Annotated in this window: 27 protein-coding genes; 5 read left to right on the top strand and 22 right to left on the bottom strand. The window is 61.3% G+C overall.

Features of this window, described 5'->3' with window-relative positions; translation table 11 throughout:
- Position 1: 1 nt before the first annotated feature.
- The 10 genes from C6366_RS04470 to C6366_RS04425 all read right to left on the bottom strand — a co-directional run bounded on the left by C6366_RS04470 (position 2) and on the right by C6366_RS04425 (position 8,980).
- Positions 2 to 1,516, bottom strand: coding sequence for a lipid biosynthesis B12-binding/radical SAM protein (locus C6366_RS04470; protein WP_107736145.1), 1,515 nt, complete (start codon positions 1,514 to 1,516; stop codon positions 2 to 4).
- A gap of 189 nt (positions 1,517 to 1,705) precedes the next feature.
- Positions 1,706 to 2,992: a radical SAM protein gene (locus C6366_RS04465; RefSeq protein ID WP_107736144.1), complete on the bottom strand. Its 1,287-nt coding sequence runs from the start codon at positions 2,990 to 2,992 to the stop codon at positions 1,706 to 1,708.
- Positions 2,977 to 3,447 carry a thioesterase family protein gene (locus tag C6366_RS04460; protein ID WP_107736143.1) on the bottom strand — a complete coding sequence of 157 codons (471 nt, stop codon included), beginning with the start codon at positions 3,445 to 3,447 and terminating at the stop codon, positions 2,977 to 2,979. Before C6366_RS04460 ends, C6366_RS04465 begins: the two co-directional genes overlap by 16 nt.
- Positions 3,448 to 3,451: 4 nt before the next feature.
- Complete coding sequence (locus tag C6366_RS04455; RefSeq protein ID WP_107736142.1) at positions 3,452 to 3,865, bottom strand: 3-hydroxyacyl-ACP dehydratase; 414 nt, start codon at positions 3,863 to 3,865, stop codon at positions 3,452 to 3,454.
- Entirely contained in the window at positions 3,862 to 4,512 is a 651-nt protein-coding gene (locus C6366_RS04450; RefSeq protein ID WP_146164767.1) for a DUF3261 domain-containing protein, read from the bottom strand. Before C6366_RS04450 ends, C6366_RS04455 begins: the two co-directional genes overlap by 4 nt.
- Positions 4,513 to 4,594: 82 nt before the next feature.
- The gene (locus C6366_RS04445; RefSeq protein ID WP_107736140.1) at positions 4,595 to 5,005 is read right to left on the bottom strand and encodes a PIN domain-containing protein; all 411 of its coding nucleotides are present in this window, start codon (positions 5,003 to 5,005) and stop codon (positions 4,595 to 4,597) included.
- Entirely contained in the window at positions 4,998 to 5,270 is a 273-nt protein-coding gene (locus C6366_RS04440) for a hypothetical protein (RefSeq protein ID WP_146164766.1), read from the bottom strand. Before C6366_RS04440 ends, C6366_RS04445 begins: the two co-directional genes overlap by 8 nt.
- Positions 5,271 to 5,302: 32 nt before the next feature.
- Positions 5,303 to 7,867, bottom strand: a complete 2,565-nt coding sequence (locus tag C6366_RS04435) for an MMPL family transporter (protein WP_158269639.1) — start codon at positions 7,865 to 7,867, stop codon at positions 5,303 to 5,305.
- 4 nt (positions 7,868 to 7,871) lie between these two features.
- On the bottom strand, positions 7,872 to 8,513 hold the full coding sequence (locus tag C6366_RS04430) for an outer membrane lipoprotein carrier protein LolA (RefSeq protein WP_107736138.1): 642 nt from the start codon (positions 8,511 to 8,513) through the stop codon (positions 7,872 to 7,874).
- Positions 8,510 to 8,980, bottom strand: coding sequence for a 3-hydroxyacyl-ACP dehydratase (locus tag C6366_RS04425; protein ID WP_107736137.1), 471 nt, complete (start codon positions 8,978 to 8,980; stop codon positions 8,510 to 8,512). Before C6366_RS04425 ends, C6366_RS04430 begins: the two co-directional genes overlap by 4 nt.
- A gap of 103 nt (positions 8,981 to 9,083) precedes the next feature.
- On the opposite strand from C6366_RS04425, the gene C6366_RS04420 reads away from it, so the two are divergent.
- Together C6366_RS04420 and C6366_RS04415 are read left to right on the top strand one after the other, a co-directional pair.
- On the top strand, positions 9,084 to 9,326 hold the full coding sequence (locus C6366_RS04420) for a DUF6364 family protein (protein WP_107736136.1): 243 nt from the start codon (positions 9,084 to 9,086) through the stop codon (positions 9,324 to 9,326).
- Positions 9,323 to 9,739, top strand: a complete 417-nt coding sequence (locus tag C6366_RS04415; RefSeq protein WP_107736135.1) for a PIN domain-containing protein — start codon at positions 9,323 to 9,325, stop codon at positions 9,737 to 9,739. The genes C6366_RS04420 and C6366_RS04415 overlap by 4 nt, the downstream gene beginning before the upstream one ends.
- On the opposite strand, the gene C6366_RS04410 is transcribed toward C6366_RS04415, so the two are convergent.
- On the bottom strand, positions 9,734 to 10,777 hold the full coding sequence (locus tag C6366_RS04410) for a radical SAM protein (protein WP_199221425.1): 1,044 nt from the start codon (positions 10,775 to 10,777) through the stop codon (positions 9,734 to 9,736). The two genes, C6366_RS04415 and C6366_RS04410, sit on opposite strands and share 6 nt — an antisense overlap.
- A 38-nt stretch (positions 10,778 to 10,815) precedes the next feature.
- On the opposite strand from C6366_RS04410, the gene C6366_RS04405 reads away from it, so the two are divergent.
- Positions 10,816 to 12,060, top strand: a complete 1,245-nt coding sequence (locus C6366_RS04405; protein ID WP_107736133.1) for an AMP-binding protein — start codon at positions 10,816 to 10,818, stop codon at positions 12,058 to 12,060.
- Positions 12,061 to 12,107: 47 nt separating this feature from the next.
- Here C6366_RS04405 and C6366_RS04400 read toward each other — a convergent pair whose 3' ends face one another.
- Genes C6366_RS04400 through C6366_RS04365 form a run of 8 tightly spaced genes read right to left on the bottom strand, consistent with a single transcriptional unit; the run spans position 12,108 to position 18,485 of the window.
- Complete coding sequence (locus C6366_RS04400) at positions 12,108 to 12,677, bottom strand: lysophospholipid acyltransferase family protein (RefSeq protein ID WP_107736132.1); 570 nt, start codon at positions 12,675 to 12,677, stop codon at positions 12,108 to 12,110.
- Entirely contained in the window at positions 12,678 to 12,887 is a 210-nt protein-coding gene (locus C6366_RS04395) for a hypothetical protein (protein ID WP_107736131.1), read from the bottom strand. It abuts the gene before it with no gap.
- Positions 12,884 to 13,135 (bottom strand): acyl carrier protein, encoded by a 252-nt coding sequence (locus C6366_RS04390; RefSeq protein WP_107736130.1) that lies wholly within the window; start codon positions 13,133 to 13,135, stop codon positions 12,884 to 12,886. Before C6366_RS04390 ends, C6366_RS04395 begins: the two co-directional genes overlap by 4 nt.
- Positions 13,116 to 14,366 (bottom strand): beta-ketoacyl synthase, encoded by a 1,251-nt coding sequence (locus C6366_RS04385; RefSeq protein ID WP_107736129.1) that lies wholly within the window; start codon positions 14,364 to 14,366, stop codon positions 13,116 to 13,118. Before C6366_RS04385 ends, C6366_RS04390 begins: the two co-directional genes overlap by 20 nt.
- Positions 14,357 to 15,841 (bottom strand): NAD(P)/FAD-dependent oxidoreductase, encoded by a 1,485-nt coding sequence (locus C6366_RS04380; RefSeq protein WP_107736128.1) that lies wholly within the window; start codon positions 15,839 to 15,841, stop codon positions 14,357 to 14,359. The genes C6366_RS04385 and C6366_RS04380 overlap by 10 nt, the downstream gene beginning before the upstream one ends.
- Positions 15,838 to 17,058 carry a beta-ketoacyl synthase gene (locus C6366_RS04375; protein ID WP_107736127.1) on the bottom strand — a complete coding sequence of 407 codons (1,221 nt, stop codon included), beginning with the start codon at positions 17,056 to 17,058 and terminating at the stop codon, positions 15,838 to 15,840. Before C6366_RS04375 ends, C6366_RS04380 begins: the two co-directional genes overlap by 4 nt.
- A 28-nt stretch (positions 17,059 to 17,086) precedes the next feature.
- Complete coding sequence (gene fabG, locus C6366_RS04370) at positions 17,087 to 17,818, bottom strand: 3-oxoacyl-ACP reductase FabG (RefSeq protein WP_107736126.1); 732 nt, start codon at positions 17,816 to 17,818, stop codon at positions 17,087 to 17,089.
- A 28-nt stretch (positions 17,819 to 17,846) separates the two neighbouring features.
- Complete coding sequence (locus tag C6366_RS04365) at positions 17,847 to 18,485, bottom strand: hypothetical protein (protein ID WP_107736125.1); 639 nt, start codon at positions 18,483 to 18,485, stop codon at positions 17,847 to 17,849.
- A gap of 246 nt (positions 18,486 to 18,731) precedes the next feature.
- On the opposite strand from C6366_RS04365, the gene C6366_RS04360 reads away from it, so the two are divergent.
- Together C6366_RS04360 and C6366_RS04355 are read left to right on the top strand one after the other, a co-directional pair.
- Positions 18,732 to 19,886: a beta-ketoacyl synthase N-terminal-like domain-containing protein gene (locus C6366_RS04360; protein WP_158269638.1), complete on the top strand. Its 1,155-nt coding sequence runs from the start codon at positions 18,732 to 18,734 to the stop codon at positions 19,884 to 19,886.
- Positions 19,858 to 20,502, top strand: a complete 645-nt coding sequence (locus tag C6366_RS04355; RefSeq protein WP_107736123.1) for an acyloxyacyl hydrolase — start codon at positions 19,858 to 19,860, stop codon at positions 20,500 to 20,502. Before C6366_RS04360 ends, C6366_RS04355 begins: the two co-directional genes overlap by 29 nt.
- Positions 20,503 to 20,533: 31 nt before the next feature.
- On the opposite strand, the gene phoU (C6366_RS04350) is transcribed toward C6366_RS04355, so the two are convergent.
- Genes phoU (C6366_RS04350) through C6366_RS04340 form a run of 3 tightly spaced genes read right to left on the bottom strand, consistent with a single transcriptional unit; the run spans position 20,534 to position 22,621 of the window.
- Positions 20,534 to 21,202, bottom strand: a complete 669-nt coding sequence (gene phoU / locus C6366_RS04350) for a phosphate signaling complex protein PhoU (RefSeq protein WP_107736122.1) — start codon at positions 21,200 to 21,202, stop codon at positions 20,534 to 20,536.
- A 37-nt stretch (positions 21,203 to 21,239) separates the two neighbouring features.
- Entirely contained in the window at positions 21,240 to 21,899 is a 660-nt protein-coding gene (phoU, locus tag C6366_RS04345) for a phosphate signaling complex protein PhoU (protein WP_107736121.1), read from the bottom strand.
- Positions 21,900 to 21,937: 38 nt separating this feature from the next.
- The gene (locus C6366_RS04340; protein ID WP_107736120.1) at positions 21,938 to 22,621 is read right to left on the bottom strand and encodes a response regulator; all 684 of its coding nucleotides are present in this window, start codon (positions 22,619 to 22,621) and stop codon (positions 21,938 to 21,940) included.
- Positions 22,622 to 22,773: the final 152 nt, after the last annotated feature.

Genomic DNA, 22,773 nt, shown 5'->3' with positions numbered 1-22,773 from the left:
GTCAGGCTTTGGAGGTCGAAATGCTCGCGAGGTGTTGCGCGGCGAGGGGCGGCGAGAAGGGCGCGGTTTGGGCGCTTCCTTGGGAGCAATGCGGTGATGCGGCGGGAAAAGCCTCTTTTGACGAGCCGCCGTTCGCCCTCCCGTTCGCCCGGCCGTTCCCATTTTTTTCCCGACGCTGCTTCTCCGCGGTGATCAACTGATCCCAGATCAGGCCGCGGTATCCGAAGCGGCGCATCACGTTCATGCGGTCCTGGGCGTTTCGCGGCGGGAAAAAGCGGTCGCGCCGTCCGCGCAGGGCCTGGCTCACGGTTGCGTGCATGATTTCCCGATCCAGCAGCGGGCTGTGGTAATAGGCCGGATGAAGCAGCGAGGTTTGTCGGTCGATCAGGCCTTCGGCCACGGCGCGGCGGTGCAGCCTGGTTCGCGGCAGGATGCGCAAACCGGAGTAGATGAAGGCCACGCAGTGTTCCATCTTTTCAAGGTTGGCCAGGGTTTCCCTGATGGTGGCCTCGGTTTCCCCCGGTCCGCCGATGATCAGGTAATGGGCCAGGGGAATGTCTCGGGCCGCGCAGGCGGCATTGAACCGCAACACGTCCGAGCAGCAGAAGCCTTTGCCGAGCCCGGCCAGGGTCGCTTCGGCCAGGGCGTCGGAGCCGACCTCCATGCCCAGCAGGCCGGAACGGAGCAGCAGGTCCAATTCCTCCTTGCGAATGGGGCCGGGGCGAAAAAACGCGCTCCAGCGCACGGGCAGGTTTCGTCTGAGCAGGGCCTCGGCCACGGCCAGATAGTGGCCTTGATCGTCGTTGAACACGGAGTCGGTGAAAAAAACGTGGTCCACTCCGTGGTCCCGAGCCAGTACGGCCATGTCCTCCGCCACATGCCCCGGGTCCCGAGGACGGATGGTGCGTCCCTCGATGGCCGGATAGCTGCAATACACGCAGTCGTGCGGACATCCTCGTTTGGTATGCACGCCCGGCAGGCCGCTTTCCCGCTGATAATACTCCAGGATGACGGGGTCCATCCGGGGCGAGCGCATCCCCGTCGCGTCCAGTGGGGCGCTTTTGACGATCCGCGGCCCGGCCTCTCCCCGTTCGATGCGGGAGAGCAGGTCCGGGACGGCCCGCTCCCCTTCCCCGGCCACGCCGAAATCCGCGCCCAGATAGTCCAGGATGGCCTCGGGCATGATGGAAAACGCCGGACCGCCGACAATGATCGGGACGTCGTGGGTCGCGCGGAGCAGTTCCACGATCCGCCTGCTCCGGTCCAGAAACCACTGTTCCGGGGAGCCGCAGGAGTCCACGTCGTCGATGTTGCGCAGCGACAGGCCGACAACCTGGGGCAGAAATTCCAGCAAGGCCGTGCGCAGCGCTTCGTCGGACTCGCCCATGGCCAGATAGTCGATCTGCCGGACTTCATGACCCGCGGCGCACAATGCCTGGGCGACCACGGCCATGCCCAGGGGATACACCGGGTAGGGCTCGCGATCCGTGTTCGTGGCAAGCAGGAGTATTTTCATCGGCGCGTGGAAGGTACAAGATCAATCATGGCGGGATTGCTCCGTGTCCGGGTTATTCATAGCAATACGGCGACACTTTCATTTCCATCGTCTGGCCAAGATGTTTAACCACGGGGCACACGGGGATCACGGGGAAAGAAACCTTGGTTTTTTCGGAAAATGTCCCCCGTGTCCCCCGTGGTTAAATCTTCAGCGGTGTCGGTTCTTGCCCGAAAATGCCGTTGTTGTGTTAGGAAAGGCCCGTTTGCGTTTCGGGTCGTAGCGGCGATAGGTGCCGTCGTCCATCTCCTTGGAAATGACCTTTCTGAACAAATTGCCCATGCGCAGTTGGGGACCGCCTTCGGCGTAAAACGTGTCCCAGGCGTAGTGAAAGAGCTTTTGCAGGGTCTCCGGGGGCATTTGCTTGGGAAGAAAAACCACCTTGTCGCAGGTGTAGTCCAGCCAGTTGTTGCTGATGATGCGCTGCTGCTTTTCGAGTATCTCCCGGATGGGGGTGTGCGGGAACGGGGTCAGGATCGTGAACTCGGCCATGTCCAGCTCCACTTCCAGGAGAAAGTCCACCATCCGCTTGATGTAGGATTCGTCGTGTTCGTCCAGACCCAGCAGGATGGTGCCTTCAATGCCGATGTCGTGGTCCTTGAGCATCCTGATCCGTTCCCGAATGGTTTTCGAGTCGTCGATGACCGCCTGGTACACGTACCAGCAGCCGGCCTGGGCCGCGAGGTCGAGGATTTCCGGGTCGTACATGATCGGGTGGGAAATCCATTTGCGTTTCAAGGGGATCATGGCCGTGAACAGGTCCTTCAACCACTCCCGGTCCTGGGCCAGGGAATTGTCCACGAAGAACAGCCGGTTGTTGGCGATGGACTCCATCTCCGCGATGACCTTGTGAATGGGGCGCGGCCTGAAGGACTTGCCGCCCAGGTAAGCCACGCAGCAGGGCATGCAGTTGAACTTGCAGCCTCGGGAAGCGTGGAGCAGGTCCACCATTTGGACGCCGCGGTAATTGTACAGGTCGCGCTTCAGAATGGTGCGCCGGGCCGTTCCCGCCAGGGAGATGTCCGGAGGAGCGCCAAGATAGTCATAGACGGGGCGCAGGCGGTTTTCCTTCAGATCCCGGATCACCGCGGCGAAGCGGCCTTCCACTTCGCCCAGAAAGAGCGAGTCCGCGTGTCGGGCGGCCTCCTCGGCGTGGAGCATGGTCCCGATCCCGCCCATGAGCACCGGCACGCCCAGCTCCCGGTAGCGGTCCGCGATGGCCAGGGCCCTGGGCAGTTGACAGGTGAGCATCACCGACAGGGCCGCCAGATCCGTGGAGGCGTCGAAGTTCAGGGGTTCCAGATTTTCGTCCGTGAACGTGATCTCCACGTCCTCGGGAACTTCCGCCGCGAACACCACCGGCCCGTGAGGCGGCAGGTGGAACTCGGTCTGGCGTTCGAGCTTGGGCCATTTGGGGTAGATCAGGTGCATGCGCATGGTTCTTCTCGTTTCCATCGGTCGCAGAAGGCTTCGAAAAAAGGAGGCAGGGCGATGAGCACGTTCATGTTCAGGTCCAGGAGCATTTGCACGGTATAGCCGGTGGTGGCGATTTCCCCCGCGCCGTTGCGGACTACGTACTCGGTGTTGATCCGCGCGGACTCCGAAAAATGCTGGATCCCTTCCACGGTGAACTCTTCGCCGAAGCGCAGGGGCTGGTGGTAGTCCACGTGCATCATCTTGATGGGCGTGACCACGCCGTGCTCGTAGAAGGTCATGTAGCCGATGCCGTACTTGTCGCCCAGGGCCATTCGGGCGTCCTCGAAAAAACTGGGATAGCGGCCATGCCAGACAATGCCCAGCGGGTCCACCTCCTCGAAGCGCACCCGCCGCGAACAGACGGCTCGCAAGGGCTCGGGATGGCCGTCCTGTTTTGGGAAATACGGTTTGCGCATGGTTTTATCCGTCCTTGGGGTCGCTTGGTTCAGAGGTGGAGGCCAAGGAGAAAGTAAGTGTGAACGCCGCGGCCTGTTGCTGGTCCACGGTCAAGGCGACGTCGAACGCCCCTCCATCCGGGCCGCGCCTGGCACACCGGACGGTAATGGTTTCACCGGGCTTCAGTTTCCGCAGGAATTTGGCCCGGGTTACGGTTTTCAATCGATAAGGGCCGGTTCCCTTCGCCAGGAGGGTCTGGACCAGAACAACGCCGACTCCGATCTGGACCACGGCCGGCAGAATCGGCTCTCCTGGAAAGTGCCCGGCGAAACCGACGAAATCGGGCGGGAAGGAGAAGTCCTGACGGATGGCTTGGTCGGTCTCCCAGGTGGCCGCCCCTAACCGGGCGGCCAGAATGCCGTCGCGGATCGTGTTCATGGCTCAAAGACCTCATGCAGGATAATGGTCAATACGTAGCCGGCTCGGTGGTCCTGGTAGACAATCCGCCCGGGCAACGTGATGTCGTTCATAAGGGAATAGTCGTCAAGGTCAATCTCCCAGCGTTGATCCGGGCTCCACGTACGGAGGGCTGTCTCCATCGGCGGAAAACATTCCAGAACCTGGTTCCCGTCGTCTGTATGATCCGCCAAAATCACGGACGTAGCTCCGACAAAGGCTTGGGCCGTCGCCATGTCCGGATACGTCAGGAATATCCGCCGGACGCTCCGGGCAACCTGCCGGGCCAGCAGTTTACGGGCCGACCCCACGACCGGGGCCAGCAGGTGAACTTCGTGCCCTTCCCCGCCCACCGCCACATCAAAAAGCTTGATCCCGATCTCCGACAACCCGAGAAGCCGAACCTGTTTTTGCCCACCGTCAAGCCGCATGATCCCCTGCATGACCTGAACCCGGTCACCGGCTTCCCAGATGACTGTCTGGCGTAAATGAAGAGGGGTTTTCAGGGCGGAAAACGGGTGGACGCAGGCAATGTGGGTTCCGGAAGGCAGCGGCGAAAAATTCGCTGGCGGGGTGTACGGCTTGGCGCAACCGGCAAAGATCGACAGGAGAGCCAGCAAAATGAGCAAAAGGGGGCGCTTTTCAATCCAATATTTACAGCGTCCGGCTTTCAAGAATAAAAAATCGAACTTCATGATGGGCGGATGCAGGTTACGAGTCCCGCAAGGATATAGTCTTTATCTCCTTGATCTTGAACATCGGTTTTGTCGGCTTTTCTCCAGATATGAATTCGTCGGCCCTGGCATCTATGGCCGTGGCAATGTGAATTGCATCCATTGCGGCGAGGCCATATCGTTGAGCAAGGTCTTGAGCGGACTTCAAAACATTTGTCTTCCATGGGCATTGATCCGCATGCGCAAAAATGGCTTCATAAAAAGCTCTTTCCCGATGTTCTTCTTGAAATATCGCTTTTGGCATGATTTCCAGCCACAAAGCTTCACTTACAATGAGCATTCGGAACGGGTCATCCAGGATGCTCAATGCCTTCTCAGCGACCTCATCCTTGCCACGCCAAGCTGCGATGAGCAGGTTGGCATCGACATATGTTCGCCGCTTATTCATCCGTCAGTCCTCCACGGCGGCGGCGGACCTCTTCATTGATTTCATCCCAGTTCAGGAGTCTTCCTCCCTGCTGAACATATTCTTCTCGTGCCTTTAAGAGCTTGCGGCCGAGTTCCGACTTGGGGGAGAAGCGACGTGCATGCGAGTTCTCTTGGACCGCTTCTACCGTAACGCGGATGGCGCTGCCGATCGGCAAGGAGGTTGGCAAGTTAAAACAAAGTTCATGTTTAGGAGATACAATGGTTTCGAAGGTAAGCTCGGTCATAAACTGCCTCCCGATGGAATTCAGATGCAAGGCTACAACTCATCATGCTTCATACGCAACTTATGATCTGGTGTGGTATTTTTCATGTTCGTTGAAGGTGGCGGCTCCAGACTCGGCACCACGAACAGGGCCGCCGGGATCGCGGCGGCGATGCCGATGAGGACGGTCAGGCCGATGGAGTGCAGGGCCGGGTGTCCGGCCAGGACCAGGGCTCCGAAGCCGAGCAGGGTGGTCAGGCCGGAAACCAGCACGGCCCTTTCGGTGTCCAGGTCAGTGTCCAGTCCCGTGCCCAGGTCTGTCCCCAGGCTGTTGCTTTGCCTGTCGTGACGCATGGCCATGAAGATGCCGTAGTCCACGCCCAGCCCCAGCACCAGGAAGGTGGCCGCGACGGAGTAGAGATTAAAGGGAATGTCCAGAAGTGTCACGACAACGATCAGGGCGGACAATCCGGCCAGGGACGGGGTCAGGGCCTGGAGCATTTGCCGCGGGTTGCGGAATAAAATCGCGGTCGTCAGGACCACGAAGATTCCCGCGGCCAGGAGAAAGCGGGACATGTCTCGGTACAGGGCGGCGGCGATGTGTTGGCCCAGGAGGGTCTGGGATACCAGCCGGGTTTCGGAAGGCAGGAGGGCGTGGAGTTCGGGCTCGTCGGGAATCAACGTGAGGATGGTCGCGCGCCCATGGTCCCGAACAACGAGCATGTCGATCAATTCTCCCATACCCAGGCCGAGGAGGAGGTCGCCGTTCACCCGGCGCGGCTCGGTCTGAAGAAAATCGAAAAACGGAGCAAAAGCCTGGGGGGCGAACCCCAGTTCGGCGCCTTCCTTGGCCATGATCTCTTGCAGCTCGGTTTTTCGTTGCGCCCAGAAATCCGTCCAGCGTTGGATGGAATCATCCTGCACCGAGCCCGGCGGCAACAACGGAGCCAGGCTGACGACGGGCGTGCCCGGGGCCGCTTTTTCCAGAAAGGCATGCTGGGCATGGGCCGCTTGCAACGCATTCTCCAGGGTATCGCCCTGGGCCACAAGCATGGCCAGGTTGCGCACTCCGCCCCAGGACTCCGTGACGACCCGTTCGGCCTGAGCCAGTTCCTCGGGGACCATGCTCATGGCCTGAAGGCGTCCGTCGAAATGAATCGAGGGCCAGCAGAGCACGGCGGCCGCCAGCAGGGCGACGAACGCCGAGATCGCCGGGCCGCGGCGAGTCGGCCATGAGGCCAAATGCGCCAATGGTCGCTCTGGCGTGGACTGATGCCGCTTGTCTCGGCGCAGCAGCAAAACCGGCAGGACCGTCAGGGACAAAAGCATGGCCGCGCTCAGGCCGGAAACCGTGAACAGGGCCAACTGGCGCTGTCCCGGCAGGCTGGAGAACAAGAGCAGGCTGAACACCCCGGCGGTGGTCAGCCAGCAGAACAGGATCGGCTTGGCCAGCAGGGCCAGGGTTTGGGCCGTATCTGCCCCGCGGCGCAGCCCGTACCAGACATGCAGCCCGTAATCCACGGCCAGGCCCATGAGCACGGCCCCGAAGCCCAGCGTGATGCCGGAGAGAGGATTGCCGGTGGCGGCCACGGCCGCCACTCCGGCCAGCATGGCGACAAGGGGCGCGGCGTAGGCGAAGACGGCCCGCCAGGAGCGCAGAAACAGAACGAACAGGGCCAGAATGCCCAGGGCCGAGACGGGCAGCACCACGGCCAGATCCCGCTGGATGGCCTGGGCGTTGGCCGCGGTATAGGCGTGGCCGCTGATCACGAAGGCCCGAATCGGGCTCGAAAGATCATCCGAAAGATCCTCCGAAAGATCACCCGCAGACGCGTCCGAAGATGCGTCCGAAGATGCGTCCGAAGATGCATTGGCGAGCGTAGCGGACAGAATTGCATCCAGGGCCGCCAGCATGTCTCGGGAGCCTCGGGCGTCGGTCATGGCCACCGGGGTGTCCAGGACAATCAAGGCGCCGGGTTGCTTTGGGTTCAGGAAAATGCCTTCATCCGGATTCGACATGGCGAAGCCGTCGCCGAGAATGTCCAGGGAAGAAAGCTTTTCCCAAATCAGATTCCGCAATCCCAGCGGGTCCGAGCTGATCAGCCCCTTCATGCCGAGACCCTGCAACCCCAGGAGCGTCTCGCGGGCTTCCTCCAGGGCGCGACGCACGGATTCCGGTTGGATCAACGCTTCGATGCGTTTCAGGTCGGATGGCGTGGAAAGCGCCGGGAGCAGGGAAAGAAACTGATCAGCCTTCTCCAGAACGTCCAACTGTTCTCTTGCGTGGTCTGGACCGACGAACCAGGGTGGACCGGCGGCGGTCCTGATATCTTGAGCCGCCCGCTCCAGCTTTTCCAGATCGACAAGTCCGGATCGTCCCGGGGCCGGTTCCAGAACCACGAGCACCTTGGACAGAAACGGCGCATGGCCCAGCAGGCGGACGTCCTCGGCCAGACCGGAGCCGTCGTCGGGCAGCATGGCCTCGATGTCCTCCGCCAAAGTGGCTTGGCACAGAAAAAAAAGCCCCACGAACAGGCAGCCCGCGAGAAGCAGGAGCAAGGTGGCTTTATGGGACAATAAAACGGTGAAAAGGCGCACCGTGGCTGGAGTTCGCGCCATGATTCTAGAACAGTCCCGGGGAAACGTCCTCATTGACGCGGACGTTGAAGAAGCGGATGCGGGTGGTGTCGCCGTCGGGTTCGAAGAGCACGATGCCCTGAAGGTGGGTTTCGTCCCGATCAAAAGAGACCTGGACGCGCTGGAGGACCGCCGCGAGTTGTCGGGCTTTGGGCAGGAGTTCCAGGGTAAGCGGGGCCGTCTCCAGTACGGCAAGGGTGAAGGAGGCTTCCAGTTTCTCGGTATCCATGGTTGACCAGGCCAGCATCTGGTCCACGATCACCGAGAGGATCGGGTCCCGGGCCAGAGGGGAGGGGGCGGACATCCCGGAGTGCTCGTTCCAGCGCCGGACCTGTTCCCCGTCCGAGGCGAATCCAAAAGCGGAGGGCTCCTGATAGGCCCAGTGAATTTTGCCGGGTTGCTCCACGGCGAAGACGCCCTTGGAAACAAAGGCTCGGTCGAACATGCTCAGGCGCTTTTCCTGCTCAAAATCCCCTTGGACCGATCGGGTGCCTTGGTGAATGACAGCCAGACGTTCCCGTAGGGCCGGCGTCAATTCCTTGAATTCGTCAGCCACGGCGGTTGGGGCAAGTCCGAGAGACAGCAAGAGGAGGAGAAAACAGGGCAAGGCCAGGCGGTGAACCGTCATGCCGGGCCTCCTTGCTCATCGCCGTCCGAAGCGATCCAGATTTTCAGTTCTCCCTGGGCCAAAAGGTCATCGTGACGACGTACCTCCGCGTCGATGATCACGAATCCGGCGAACTCTCCGGTGGGCCGGACTCCGACGGTCAGCCGGTCGCCGACTGAAACGCTCGGCTGGTTGGCTTCCGGAGTGGGAAACGAGACTTTTTTCACCCCCACCAGATACCCCGTCCGTCCCGGACGCCCGGCCTGGAGATCAATGGAGCCGCTGACCGCGGCAAAGGCCTGGGCCATAAGTTCCACCACGGCCTCGGGGAGCAACGCGCCGTCCCGGTCCAGAAAAATATTGTCCGTCCGGACAACGGTCTCCGCCGTGCCCGAGCCGTCCGGCTCCACGGACAGGACCGTGTCGATCAGGCGCATGGGAGGCTTGTGGGGCATCAGGTCGGCGGCGGAGTGGGGGAGTTGGATCATGGATGCGTTCCTTTGAGATTGGCCGGGAATATATCCGGATTTGACATGCTCTCAAGCGCGACGTACTCTTTGGGGAAAAGTGTACGTCGAAAGAGGAGGGAGCATGAATACGAAACTGACCTTGCGCCTGGATGACGAGCTGATCGATTCGGCCAAGCAACACGCAGCTCGGACGGGTAAATCCGTTTCACGAATTGTGGCGGACCTGTTTGAAATGATCCGAAATGAAAAGCAGGGCCGGGAGTTTCCGCTGCCGCCGGTCGTGAAAAGCCTCAAAGGGGCTCTGAAAGGAAGTCCGGTGGAGGAAAGCGAGTACCGGAAACATCTGGAAGAGAAGTACCTGTGAACGTTCTCTTCGATACCAACGTGGTTCTGGACGTCCTGCTGGACAGAGAACCCTTTGCCGATGATGCCGCCCTGCTCCTGGCAAAGGTGGAACGCTCCGAAATCACGGGCTATATTTGCGCCACGACGGTGACTACGATTCATTACCTCGCGGCCAAGGTGCTCGGTGCCCAAGCAGCCATGGGCCATGTTCGCTCTTTGCTCGCCTTGTTCGTCGTCGCGCCCGTGAATCGCGTGGTGCTGGAGAACGCTCTTGCCTCTGGTTTCGCCGACTTCGAGGACGCGGTCGTCCATGCATCCGCCCGTCATGCCGGCGCACAGTACATCGTGACCAGGAACGTCCCGGATTTCAAGAATGCCGCGATTCCCGTGCTGACACCATCGGAATTGATCATGCACATGGCTTGTTTATGAGCTGATCCGTTCCGGGTTTCTCCAGCAAAGAGGGTCGGCGGCCAGGTAGTCGCCGGTATGCTGGTAGGCCATGCCTCGGCAGCCGTAGCAGGAATGGTGGTACTCGCAGGATTTGCAGGCTCCTTTGATGGTTTCGCGGATGTTGCGCAGGTCGCGGATCACCGGGCTTTGGTGGAGGATCTCAGCGAGCCTGGCCGTGCGGATGTTGCCCACGGTGATGTCCACGCCCGGGCAGGGGACGACGTCGCCGTGGACGGTTATCGTGCAGGTGTAGAAATGGCGGTTGCAGGTCAGGCCGGCCACCGGGGGGCGTGGGTCCCATTCCATGCCGAAGCGGGTTTTGTCCAGGTCGGCCAGGGTTTGAAACAGGGTCCGGATTTCCTCGGGGCCGACGAGCAGTTCCGGGTGTTCGCGGGCCCGGCCCTGGAGGGTGATGGTCTCGAAGTACGGGACCATGCCCTGGTCGCGAATCCAGGCCCACATGTCCGGCAATTCCGGGAGATTTTGGCGGCAGATAACGGTTTGCACGCCCAGCGGCAGGTCCGGTCCGGGGTATCCCGCGTCGCGCAGATGGCGCAGCCCCCGGCGGATTTTCGCGAAGGTCCCGGGCTTGTCCGCCAGCACGTCCTGCACTTCCTCGCGCATGCTGTTCATCTTGATCACCGGACTGACTCCCAGGGCCATGAACTCCTCGGCCAGCTCGGCGGTGATCCGCGTGCCGTTGGTGAACAGATCAATGGCCGCTCCGCGCCGGTGAATATGTCGCAGGATGGCCAGGATGTCCGGATAAACCAACGGCTCCCCGCCGCCCAGGACGATGATCCGCCTGGCCCCCAGTTCCACGGCCTGGTCCACGGCGTCCAGAATCTCCGACAGGGACAACTCCGCGTCCAGGGCCGTCCCGGAATCCGCATAGCAGTAAATGCACCGCAGATTGCACGCCCTGGACAATTCCAGTTCCATGGACAATAAGCGTCCCGTTTGCTTGGCGTCTTCGATGTCTTCCGGGGAAAATTTGCAGGAAAGGTTATTTTTCATGACAAAAATTTTTACGCGCATCCACTGCGAGGCTCAGCATGCGGCGGATTGCGCTTGATAGTTACGATTATTTCATCCTGGTTCGAGCTGTCGCGTTTGCCAAGCTCAAGGCGGTTCGCAACATCTCCGACGTGTTCGGCGAAGAACTGCTTCTTGCGGCGGAGAGCGATTTCATCCGGGAGCCGCTGAAGACAACGCCGGATGAACTGGCCCAGGTCTCCGAACAGGTGGCCGGGTATTTCGGCCTTTCGGCGGAAAAGGCCGCGGTTTTGGCCGAATTGCCCAGCCTGGGACAATGGGCCGGATATCTCTTGGAACAAGTCGGTCCGCGACCGGACCGCATCGCCTTTTCCACTTCCGGCAGCACCGGCGAACCGAAAACCGTTGTTCGCGACTTCTTTTTCCTGGAACAGGACGCCGTGCATCTGGCCGACTTGTTCCCCGGCGTCAACCGCTTTCTGGCCCTGGCCCCGCCGCACCATATTTACGGGTTCATTCACGCGGTTCTGATTCCCAAGCTGCTGAACGTGCCGTGCGAGGATCGGCGATTCGTCAATCTTTCCGCCCTGATCAACGAACTGCGTCCGGGCGACGCGATCCTCGGTTTTCCGCATGTCTGGCGGCTCTGCGTGGAGACCGGGGAATTATTCCCACCGGGAGTTCTCGGGGTCACGTCCACGGGACCCTGTCCGCCGGAGATCATCCGATCCCTGAAGAGCCTGGGCCTGGAAACAATGCTCGAAATTTACGGCTCATCGGAAAACGGGGCCATCGGCTACCGGACCGGACTGAACGACCCTTTGACCTTGCTGCCCACCTGGAAACGGGTCGGCGAGGACCGGCTGGTCCGCGACCTCGAGCAGGGTGGTTCGTCCGCTCCGTTCCTGGTTCAGGACATGCTGGACTGGGTGGACCACACCCATTTTTTCGTCAAAAAACGTCTGGACCACGCCGTCCAGGTCGCCGGGATCAACGTCTATCCAGCCCGGGTCCGCGATGCGTTGCTGACCCATGAAGCCGTGGCCGACTGCGCCGTGCGGCTGATGCGCCCGGAAGAAGGCCACCGCCTGAAGGCCTTCGTGGTGCTTCAGGCGAGCCGAGAGGCCGACCCGGGCATCCGCGACGCCTTGCGCGTCCATTTGGCCCGCCTCCTGTCCCACGTCGAACAGCCCGCCTCCATCATCTTCGGTCCCGAACTGCCTAAAAACGAGCTGGGCAAGGCGGCGGACTGGAATATCCATCCCGGCCCGGTCCCTGCTTTGGAGCAGGCCACGCGGCGATAGCAACAAACCGAGCCGTCACCACGATCTGGACTCAACGCCCCAAATACTCATAACCGGGATACAAGCGCCTCGGCCATGGCCGCCTTGACCGTCTTGCGCAGGGCCACGTGTCCGGATTCGCCGGTATAACCGGACGGATCAACTGCCGGCAGGGCCTGGAGACGGATCGTGGTCGGGGCCATGAGCAGGGCGCCCGGCGGGAGGAGGCGGTTCGTGCCGGAAATGCAGAGCGGTACGATGGGTACGTTGGTTTCCACGGCCAGTTTGAACGCCCCGGAGTAGAACCTGCCGAGCTTGCCGTTCCGGCCTCGGTGTCCTTCAGGAAAGAAAACCAAGGTGGTTTCGCGGTCGAGCAGTTCGCCGCAACGGTGCAAGGCCTCGTCATGGCCCAATGTCTCCATATCCACGTATTCGGCCATTCGCATGAACGGTGCATACCAGATCATTCGGAACGGCCAGGAGCGGACGGTGAATCCGACGTTGCTGTGAGGGAGAGCACCCATGCAGAAGACATCAAAAAAAGAGAGATGGTTCAGGACGATGATGCAGGGCTGGGGAAAACGGTCCAGGGTCAAGCCGATTTTTTCAAAGCGCGTGAAAGGTGCGATCAGAATCATTCAGACCTTGCCGTAGATCCAGATAAAGTACCGCACGATCCGGCCCAGGGAGCGACCGGTCAGGACGGTCGCCAAGGGTAAAACCACCGGGGCCAGGAGAATGAAGATCAGGGTTTGCAGGAACAGCAGGGGGTAGACCACCGCGCTCATTACCAAAGCCCGCAGGCCGGGACGCCTGGAAGCCTTGGGCGGCGCGGCTGCTTCGGTCATTCCAGCTCCTTCCGCTTGGTCTCGATGAAGGTGTAAAGGTTGCCCAGGGTGCGGATTTCCCGGATGGCCTGTTCGTCCCGGAGTTTACAGCCGAAGGCTTTTTCCAGGACAATGACCATGTCCACGGCATCCAGGCTGTCCAGCCCCAGGTCGTTGAACAGGTGCGCCTCGGGCCGCATGGCCTCCGCGTCCAGTTCGAATTCCTCGGCCAGGGCGGTGTTCACGGTATCAATAATGTGTTGCTGCATCTTGAGAAAATTTCCTTACGATCAATGAGGCGTTGACTCCGCCCAGGGCGAAGTTGTTCTTTACGGCGATGTTCATTACGCGGGGTTCCGGTTCCCGGACATGGCGAACCATGGCGCATTCCGGGGCGGGGTGGTCCAGGTTCAAGGTCGGCAGGCACAGACCGTCCCGGAGCATGCGCACCATGACGATCAGTTCCAGGGCCCCGCTGGCGGCAAGGGTGTGTCCCAGGTGGCCTTTGAAGCCGCTGACGGGCACGGCGTCGCCGAAGAGTCGGGCAATGGCCAGGCATTCCGCCGGGTCGCCCAGTTCCGTGGCCGTGGCGTGGGCGTTGACGTAGTCGACCTGGCCGGGTTCCAACCCGGCGTCGGCCAGGGCCAGGCGCATGCATTGCTCGATCCGACCGGGGTCCGGGGTGGAGATATTCGTGGTGTCGGAGTTGGAGGCGAACCCGATGATTTCGGCCAGGATCGGGACACCCCGCTCCAGCGCGGAATCCAGGGATTCCAGAACGAGAACTCCGCCGCCCTCGGAACAGACCGTGCCGTCGCGTCGGGCGTCGAATGGTCGGGGCGAGCTGCCCGGATCGGAATTGTACCCGGTGGAGGCCGCGTTGATAATATCGAAAATGCCCACGGTCAACGGATGCAGCTCCTCGGCTCCGCCGCAGAGCATGATCCTTTGTCGGCCCAAGACTATGGCCTCGTAGCCCAGGCCGATGGCCTGCGCTCCGGTGGCGCAGGCGGCGGAGGGAGCCATGACCCGGCCTTCGATGCCCAGGGCCTGGGCCACGTTGGCCGCGCAGGTGTGGCCCATGATTTTGAAGAACAGGGACGACTTGACCTGCTCGATGGAAAATTCCCGCAAATAGTCCGCGAAGAAATCCTGCAAGGTCTGAGGGCTGCCCACGGTGGTCCCGATGATCACCCCGGTCTGCTCGGACCGGCGCGTTGATTCGTCCACTCGGGCCGATTCCAGGGCCTCCATGGCGGCCAGCACGGCGAAGACGGACATCCGGGACATGGTGCGGCGGTGTTTTCTGGGGATCTCCCTGGCATCCAACTCCGGCACGAGCCCGGCGATGTGACAGCGCAAGCCCTTGATCGTCTTGAGGTCCGGATGCTCGGTTATCGCGCTTTGGCCTCGGGTCATGGCCGCGTACAGCGTCTCCACGCCCACGCCGTAGGGCGAGACCGCTCCCAGCCCCGTGATTACCACCCGGTTCAACGACATTGCCGGACCTCCTTGCGCAGCGTTTCCGGCCCCAGGATGAATCCACAGGTCAGAAAGGCGGAAATCGTCGCGCCCAGAACCCCGGGGCCGGTCAGGGCCTGGCCGACCAGGTACAGGCCCTTGATCTTGGTCAGGGGCGACGGAGAAATTTGGCCGTGCTTTTGCTTGATCCCGTAGAGACTGCCCGAGGGAGCGTTGACCCAGTCCCTGAACGTCAAAGGCGTGGCGCAGTCCAGCATGGTCATGGAGCCGATTTCCGGGATCGACCGTGAGACATGGGCCTGGACTCGATCCATCAAATCCCGCTTCATTGACCGGTAGGATTCCGGACGGTCCCGTGGACCGGAATGCATCCAGGGCCGCATTTCTTCCATGGACGCCGGGCAGAGCAGGATCAAGCCTCTGGCCGAGGAACCGTTTTCAGCTCCGGCGGCGGCCAGGAAAAAAGGCCGCTTCTCGATGGGCCGGTCGGGCCGACAATATCCGTCCAGATCCATGTCCGGGCAGAGAAACAGGTTTTTGCGATCCAGTATTTTGGGAAACTCATCCACCGCGGCGGAAAACATGAAGCCCGACGAAGTTTCCTCGTAAGCCTGGAAGCGACGTCTGGTAGCGGGGCGAAAGGCAGCTTCATCGACCATGGACAGCAGGGAGCACGGGTGGACGGCGGCGATGCAGGTATCCGACCGGACGACCTCGCCGTCCTCCAGGACCACGCCGCGACAGTGGTCGGAAGCAGTCTCAATCCGTTTTACGTTGCGTCCGGTCAGCAGGACCACGCCCAGTTCCTCCAGGCGACGGGTCAAGGCCGCGGCCAGGCTTTTGCCGCCTCCCTTGATCCCATGCACGGACTGATACAGAGAGCCGCAGACCTGGGCGTGCAGGGCCATGGAGGCCTGGCCCGGCTCCACGCCATAAAGCAGAAAGTGCAGGGACAGCAGGGCCCGTAGCCGTTCGTCCCCGAACAGTCCGCTCAGACAGGTCGCGACGCTTTGCTCGTGCAGGGGGTTGAACGCACCGATGGCGTCAATGGGCAGGTCCAGGTTCAGGTGCGGGGAGCGACCGAATTCCTCGGCCACTATCCGCAGGTAGGCGTCGATGCCTTCCTTTTCCAGGGGAAAGTCTTCATGCAGTCGTTGACGGAGCTGATCATAACCCTGGGGGAAGTCGAAGGAAAAACCGTCCCCGGGAAAGCGCGCCGCGTCGAAGCAGTCGGCGTTGTAGGGAACCTTGGTCAGCCTGTCCTCGATCCCCAGACAGCGAAAATAGACGTCCAAAGCCTCGCCCGGCCCATACGCGCCAGTGTAGTGAAACCCGGTGTCGAAGTGAATGCCGCGACGGTTGAACCCTCTCAGCAGCGGAGCAGCTTGCCCGGCCTTCTCCACCACGGCCACCCGGCGGCCTCTCTGAGCCAGGATGACGGCGCAGGCCAGTCCGGAAATACCCGAGCCGATGACGACGTGGTCGAACTTCATTCCGGAAAACCCAGGGCCAGACAGGCATTGGTCCCGCCGAAGCCGGCGGAGTTGCAGAGTACGTTGCGCAGCCGGGCGGAGCGTGTTGCGGTGACGATGTCCAGTTTGGCCGAGGCGGGGTCCGGGCGTTCGAAGTTGATGTTCGGGGCGATGAAGCCTTCCCGGGCCATGAGCACGCAGTAGACGACCTGGGCCGCGCCGGACATCCAGAGTTCGTGGCCGGTCATGGATTTCAGCGAGGAGACGGGCGGGGTGGGTGTTCCAAAGAGCCGGGCGATGCTTTCGGCCTCCACGGAATCCCCGGCGGGCGTGGACGTGGCGTGGGCGCAGATATAGTCGATTGTCGGCGGGTTCCAGTCCGCCTCGCCCAGGGCCATGCGCATGGCCCGTTCCAGGCCGTCGCCGCTGGGCACGGAGATATGCTCCCCGTCCGAGGAAAAGCCGTATCCGCGGACCAGACCGAGCACCCGGGCACCGCGTTTGCGGGCCAGATCCAGCCGTTCCAGCAGGAGGGTCGCCGCGCCGCCGCCGGGCACCAGTCCATCCCGGTCCGCGTCAAATGGGCGGCTGGCGGTCCGAGGCCGGTCCATGCGGGTGGAGAAGGCCCCCAAACCGTCGAAGCTGCATACCGATTGCCAGTTGATTTCCTGGGCTCCACCGCAGAGCACGCGGTCCTGACGGCCCGAGGCGATCAGGTCCGCGGCCTGGCCCACGGCGTGCCCGCCGCTGGAGCAGGCCGAACTGATGGTCCAGCAGGCTCCCCGCGTGCCCAGCAGGGTGTTCAGGTTCATGGTGATGGTGGAGGTCATGGAGCGAAAGATATGCCCGCTGCCGATGGACCGCGTGTCCAGGCGTTCGCGGAGCATGTCCACCTGTTCCACGCCGGCCAGGCAACTGGAGTCGCATCCGAACACCAGTCCGGTGCGGTCGTTGCGCAGATCATCCGGGTCCAATCCGGCCAAGGCCAGGGCTTCCATGGTCGCGGCATGGGCCTGGACCGCGAACTCGGGCATGGTCTTGCGCTGTTTGCGGCTGAGGTGTCTGGTGGGGTCGAAACCGCGAATCAGGCCGGTCAAGGCGCTTCTGAAGCCCAGCTTGATCCGTTCCTGGTCAACGCCGATTCCGGACCTGCCCTCGTACAGAGCCCGAACCACGGAGTCCGAGTCATTACCCAAGGAAGAGACGATCCCCACGCCGGTGATGGCTGCTTGATGCATGTTGATCCGGAAGAATGTTCGGGCGGGATTACATGTATATCCCGCCGTTGACCGCGATGGTCTGGCCGGTGATGTACGTGGCCTTGGCGGAACAGAGGAAAGAGACGACTTCGGCGACTTCCTCGGGCCGACCGACTCGGCCCAGGGGAATTTTCGGCAGGATGGCGTCCCAGGGCAGGTCATTGGTCATGTCGGTCTGGATGAAGCCCGGGGCCACGGCATTGACCAGGATATCGCGCTTGCCCATTTCCTGGGCCAAGGCCTTGGTCGCGCCGATGAGTCCGGCCTTGGCCGCGGAATAGTTGACTTGACCGGCCATTCCGGCCTGCCCGGACGTGGAGACGATGTTCACCACCCGGCCCCGGCGCTTGCGCAACATTTTGGCCAGAACCAGCTTGGTGACCAGAAAAAAGCCGTCCAGGTGCACGCTCAGGACCCGTTTCCACTCCCGCTCGAAATCCATGGTCAGCATCAGGGTGTCCGCGGCAAATCCGGCGTTATTGATCACTGCAAAGGGCGTGGCCTCTTCCAGAAGCGGTTCCAGGGCAACGGTGGTCGCGTTTGAATCGGCCACGTCAAAGGGCAACAGCCGACAGTCCCGGCCCAGGGCGACGACGGCCTCGCTGACCGTCGCCGCCGCCTGGTGATCTCCACGGTAATTCAGCCAGATGTCGAATCCGTCCCGGGCCAGGATCAGGGCCGTGGCCGCGCCGATGCCCTTGCTTGCGCCGGTGATCAGGGCGATGGGGGTGGTGTCCATGATAAATAAGGAAACGAGCGGATATCGGCTAATCCGTGATGGAGACGACCCGGCCGTTGCCGTCAAAAACCACGCCCATGGTCATGAAGCGGTTGCGCCAATAGATCCAGTTATTGCTTTCCAGAGAGGGAGTTCTGTGTTTGGCCGGATACCCGAGGGCAGTGAGAACACCGTCCTTGCTCATGCCGGTGTACACTTTGCCGGCTTTGATCCCTTTCCTGTCCTGTTCCGAAAAGCGATCCAGAGAGACGGGTGAACTGGACGTGATCAGTTCGATGTACTCGTGTTCGCCCATGCCCATCCGGCCTCGGTGAAATTCAAAAAAAACCTTTTGTCCGGTGTCGGCCACGGTGAACCAGAAACCGTTTCTCCATCGCTGCCCCTTGCCGGGAAATATCAATTTCGACCCCGCGGGGATAAAAAAATGTCCGTCGCCGGAGTCGACATAGCCGGCATAGCTGGCTTTAATGTCCTGTCTGCTCTGTTGAGCGTGAATATTGTACTTGTTATACCGGGTTTCCGAAGTGACGCTGCTCGACGTCTGCCCCGAGGAGCCGGTGGAGCGACAGGAGGAGAGCAAAACAAGGGCGAAGCATAGTAAGAGCATCGTAGCGAGCAAACGGCCTGAAATGACTCGTTTGGCGGAAACACGGTCCTGCATGGTCATGGGATGGTCCTCCTGTTCGTTTTGGGGGTGAGATGAAAGCCTTTTCGAGACGGGGTGGAGCGTTGTTGAAGGTACGTATCGACATCGATGCCACGATGTCCTCACCCCGCTTCGAGTGCCACAACCTGACGACCGGCGTCAATCCTGCCATGCCGAAACATGCCAAAAACCCGAATCGCAATCTCTTGCCCACAATCCCGTCATTGCCTAAACTTCGCGGCTATGATGCGCGAAACGACATTACACGTGGAATGTTTTGATTCCCCGAGCCTCCCTCTCGCCGTTGCGGGCATCGGGGTTGTCGGAGGATTCGGGGTCGGGTTGGGGGATATGCGACTGACCCTGGACGGGGAGCGGATGCCGATGCTTGGCGGGCTTGAGTTTCAGGGGAATCAGGGGATGGAAAGCGTCCCGGCGCTACGGGCCGATCTCGCGGCCCTTGACGAGTTCGTTCCCAAGCGCTCCTTGCGCCGCGTGGATCGTTTCTCGCGCCTGGCTCTGCTGGGAGCGCATCTGGCCTTGCAAGACGCCGGAATCGCCGTTTCCGGGGCACTGGACCGAACCGGCATCATCGTGGCCACGGGCTACGGCGCGGCGGCCACCACTTTCACCTTTCTCGACTCCGTGATTCATGACGGTGACGTCTGCGCTTCGCCGACCCATTTCTCCAACTCCGTCCATAATGCAGCGGCGGCGCATATCTCCATTTTACTGAAGATCACCGGACCCTGTCTGACCGCCAGTCAATTCGAGCTGTCCACGGTCTCGGCCCTGCTCACGGCCGGGCAGTGGCTGACGGAAGGTCGGGTGGACAGGGTGCTTTTCGGGGCCGTGGACGAGCACTGCCCGGTGCGCGGATATTGCTGGTCGCGATTCTTCGGGCCGCAATTTTCTCAGGCTGTCATGCCCCTGGATATTGACCGGCAAACCGCCGTCCCGGGCGAGGGAGCGGCCTTTTTCGTGCTTGAGCGATCAAAGCCCGGCCGTTCGGGAACATACGGTCATGTTGTGAACGTCGGCATGGGGCGCGAGGCCCAGCGAAACGTCGATATTTTTTTCGATGGTCCGCCAAACGGAGCGGACTCCCCGTGGACGCTCCTGCTTTTGGGCGCGGACGGGCACAAGGCGACCGGGGTGCGGTATCGGCATGTTCTGGAGGCTGCAAGACGACGGCCCCTGGCCATCGCGGCCTGCGCCCCGGCCTACGGCAGTCTGCCCGTTGGCCAGGCTTTTGATCTCGCCGTCGCGGGCATGGTTATTCGGGACGGATGCCCGTCCTTTGCCGATCACATGCGTTACGGCGATGGCTGTTCCGGAACGCCTGGGGACGTTTCCCGGGTCGCCTGTCTCAAATATGGTCCAGGAGGGGAGTATGGGGCGATTGTCCTGGCTGGTTCGTGATCCAAGGCCATGGTTCTGGATGAAGGCGGCTCTGGCCGTCGTTGCGGTTGCCGTCCTGCTTTTGGGGGCCTCCGTGCTCACGGCTCGGGCCGGGTCGTCCGCGCTCGCGGGCGACGATCATGCTCCGCGCCTGACTCCCCGGATGGGCTTGGGGCTGGGATACGGCTTGGCCTACGACCCCGGAGACGCCAAGAACTTCGCCCTGGTCACGGGGTTCATGCTTTTCGATTACGAGGACATCTGGCCGCATGCGGCGCCCGAGCCGTTGCGCTTCAAGATCGAGGCCGGCCTGGGCGGTACCACGGAAGGCTCTTCGCGAGGGCTGGCCTCGGTGAGCGGGTTGGCCCTCTATTACCTGGACGGCCTGGGCGGTTCCCTGTTTCGTCCTTACGGAGAGGCCGGGGTCGGGGTGATGTACTCGGGGCACAAAGTTCCGGGACAGGGCTCGCGGTTGAACTTCAACCCGCAAATCGGGATCGGCGCGGAGTTCCCGGGGCAGGGCCAATCCCGAATCTGGGCCTCCCTGCGTCTGCACCACCTGTCCAACGCCGGACTGCACAAGGACAATCGGGGAGTGAACTCCCTGGTCTTGATGGTGGGCTCCTACTTCGACTGAAGTTGCGGGCCCTGGGAGCGTCTTTGTCGCGTTACAGTTTTTGGCATGCATGTTTAATGTTTTCGCCTTTTTCAATGAAGATCACGCTTTCGGTGATGTTCACGGAGAGGTCGGCGACACGCTCAAAGCAGTGGGAGGCGATGATGCCGTGGACGGATCGTTCCACGGCCGGGGTGTCCTTGATCATGCCGTCGATCAGCTTGCGTAGGATCAGCACATCCAGTTCATCCACTTCCTCATCGGATACGCAGACAAACTGGGCCATTTTTTCATCACGGTCGCGGAAGGACTTGACGGCATTGCGGTACATATCGGTGCTGGCCGAGGCGATGCGTCCCAGCATGTCCATCATGTCCGGAAGGGTCGGCCGACTGGCCAGAAGAATGCCTCTCTCGGCGATACTCACCGCCTGATCCCCAACTCTCTCGATGTTCCTGGCGATCCAGTTGCCGCCGATGATCAAACGCAGGTCCCTGGCCACGGGTTGGGACAGGGCCAGCATTTGCAGGGCCATTTCATTGATTTCGCACTCCAGGCTGTTGATCTCCTTGTCCCGGGTGATCACGTCGTCGGCAAGCTCGATGTCTCCAGTCAGCAGGGCTTTTACCGCGTTGTCCAGGCTCTCCTGAGTCACCGCCGCGATCCGCAGGATATGGTCCTGCATGCGAGCCAGTTCCTGGTGAAATGGTATTCGTGTCATGGTTTTGGTCTCCGGATGATGGGCATTGAGGAAGGAACTAGTTCGAGCAGGCGGCTTTGACGTTCACGCCCTTGGTAATGAAGATCACGGATTCGGCGATATTCGCGGAAAGCGAGGCGACTCGTTCCAGGGATCGGGCGATGAAGATGGTGTGGACGCAGCGTTCAACGGCCGGGGCCTCTCCGACCATGTAGTCGATCACGGCCTTGATCACCTTGACGGTTTCGACATGGGCCTGCTCTTCCATTTGGCAGACGTTCAGGGCCAGATCGGGATCCTCGTTCAGATAGCCGCTGATGGCTCCGGAAAGCATTTCCATGGCCAGTTGACTCAGGTTTTCCATGGCCGGGAAATAGGGGAGCGGCGGACGATTGTTCAAGAACAGGGCGCGGCGGGCGACGTTGTATGTCTCGTCCCCGATGCGTTCCAGATCCAGGCCGATGTTCAAGGTGCCGACGATGTTGCGCAGATCCCCGGCCATGGGGTGATCCAAGGCCAGCAGACCGAGGGCGTTGCTGTCGACTTCCAGTTCAAGCCTGTTGATCTGTTCATCGCCGGTCATCACTTCCTTGGCCAGAACCGAGCTGCGCTCAAAGTAGGCCCGTTGAGCCTTGTCCAAGGCTTTTTCACATAACGCGGCCATGTTAGCGGCCGATTCTCGCAGCTCAGCGAGCCGTTTCAGAAAAAAATGCGTCATTTCTTTTCTCCCTGGTACCCAAAAAAGTAGGCTCTTGTTTACCCCTGAAAACGATACCCGACGCCGCGGATGGTCTCCACCCACTCCGCGTACGGCCCCAGCTTCTTGCGCAGCCTGCGGATATGCGTGTCCACTGTTCTGGAATAGCCGCTGAACTGGTACCCCCAGACAGTGTTCAGCAGCTGGTCCCGGTTCAAAACCTTGCCGCCGCTGTGAACCAGCTCGGACAACAGTTTGAACTCCGTGGCCGTCAACTCGGTGTCCAGGCCATCCACGAAAACCCGGTGGTTTTCCTCCTCGATCCGCAGTCCGTCCCGTTCCCAGGCCGTTGATGACGGGGCGTCGGGCTTGTTCCGACGCAGCACCGCCTTGACCCGCAGCACCAGTTCCCGTGGGCTGAACGGCTTGGTGACGTAGTCGTCGGCACCCAGTTCCAGGCCCACGACCCGGTCCACTTCCTCTCCTCGAGCCGTGAGCATGATCACCGCGACGTTACTGGTCCGGGGGTCGTGCTTCAGCTCCCGGCAGACCTCGAACCCGTCCACTCCGGGAAGCATCAAGTCCAGAAGCACCAGATCCGGCTGAAGCTGGCGAGCCTGCCGCAAGGCTTCCAGGCCGGTGGCGGCGGTGTGGACCTCGTACCCGCCGGTGGACAGGTGATATTTCAAAAGATTCAGAATATCCGTCTCGTCTTCGACAATCAGGATTTTTTCCCGTGACATGGCGCCTCCCCGCGGATGTGGCAATAAAGAAGACCAGATATCCTTTTTCGGTGACAATATCATGAAGATTATGTGACAATCTGGTGAAAAAGTGAACTCGGACTTGACGGCTCCCTCGGGATGCGGAAATCAGATCAAAAAGAAGTCGGCCA

Origin of the sequence: Desulfonatronum sp. SC1 (assembly GCF_003046795.1) — a bacterium.
Taxonomy (GTDB): Bacteria; Desulfobacterota; Desulfovibrionia; order Desulfovibrionales; family Desulfonatronaceae; genus Desulfonatronum.
Note: the sequence above shows the minus strand (reverse complement) of the source record. Positions and strands in the feature narration are given on the sequence as shown.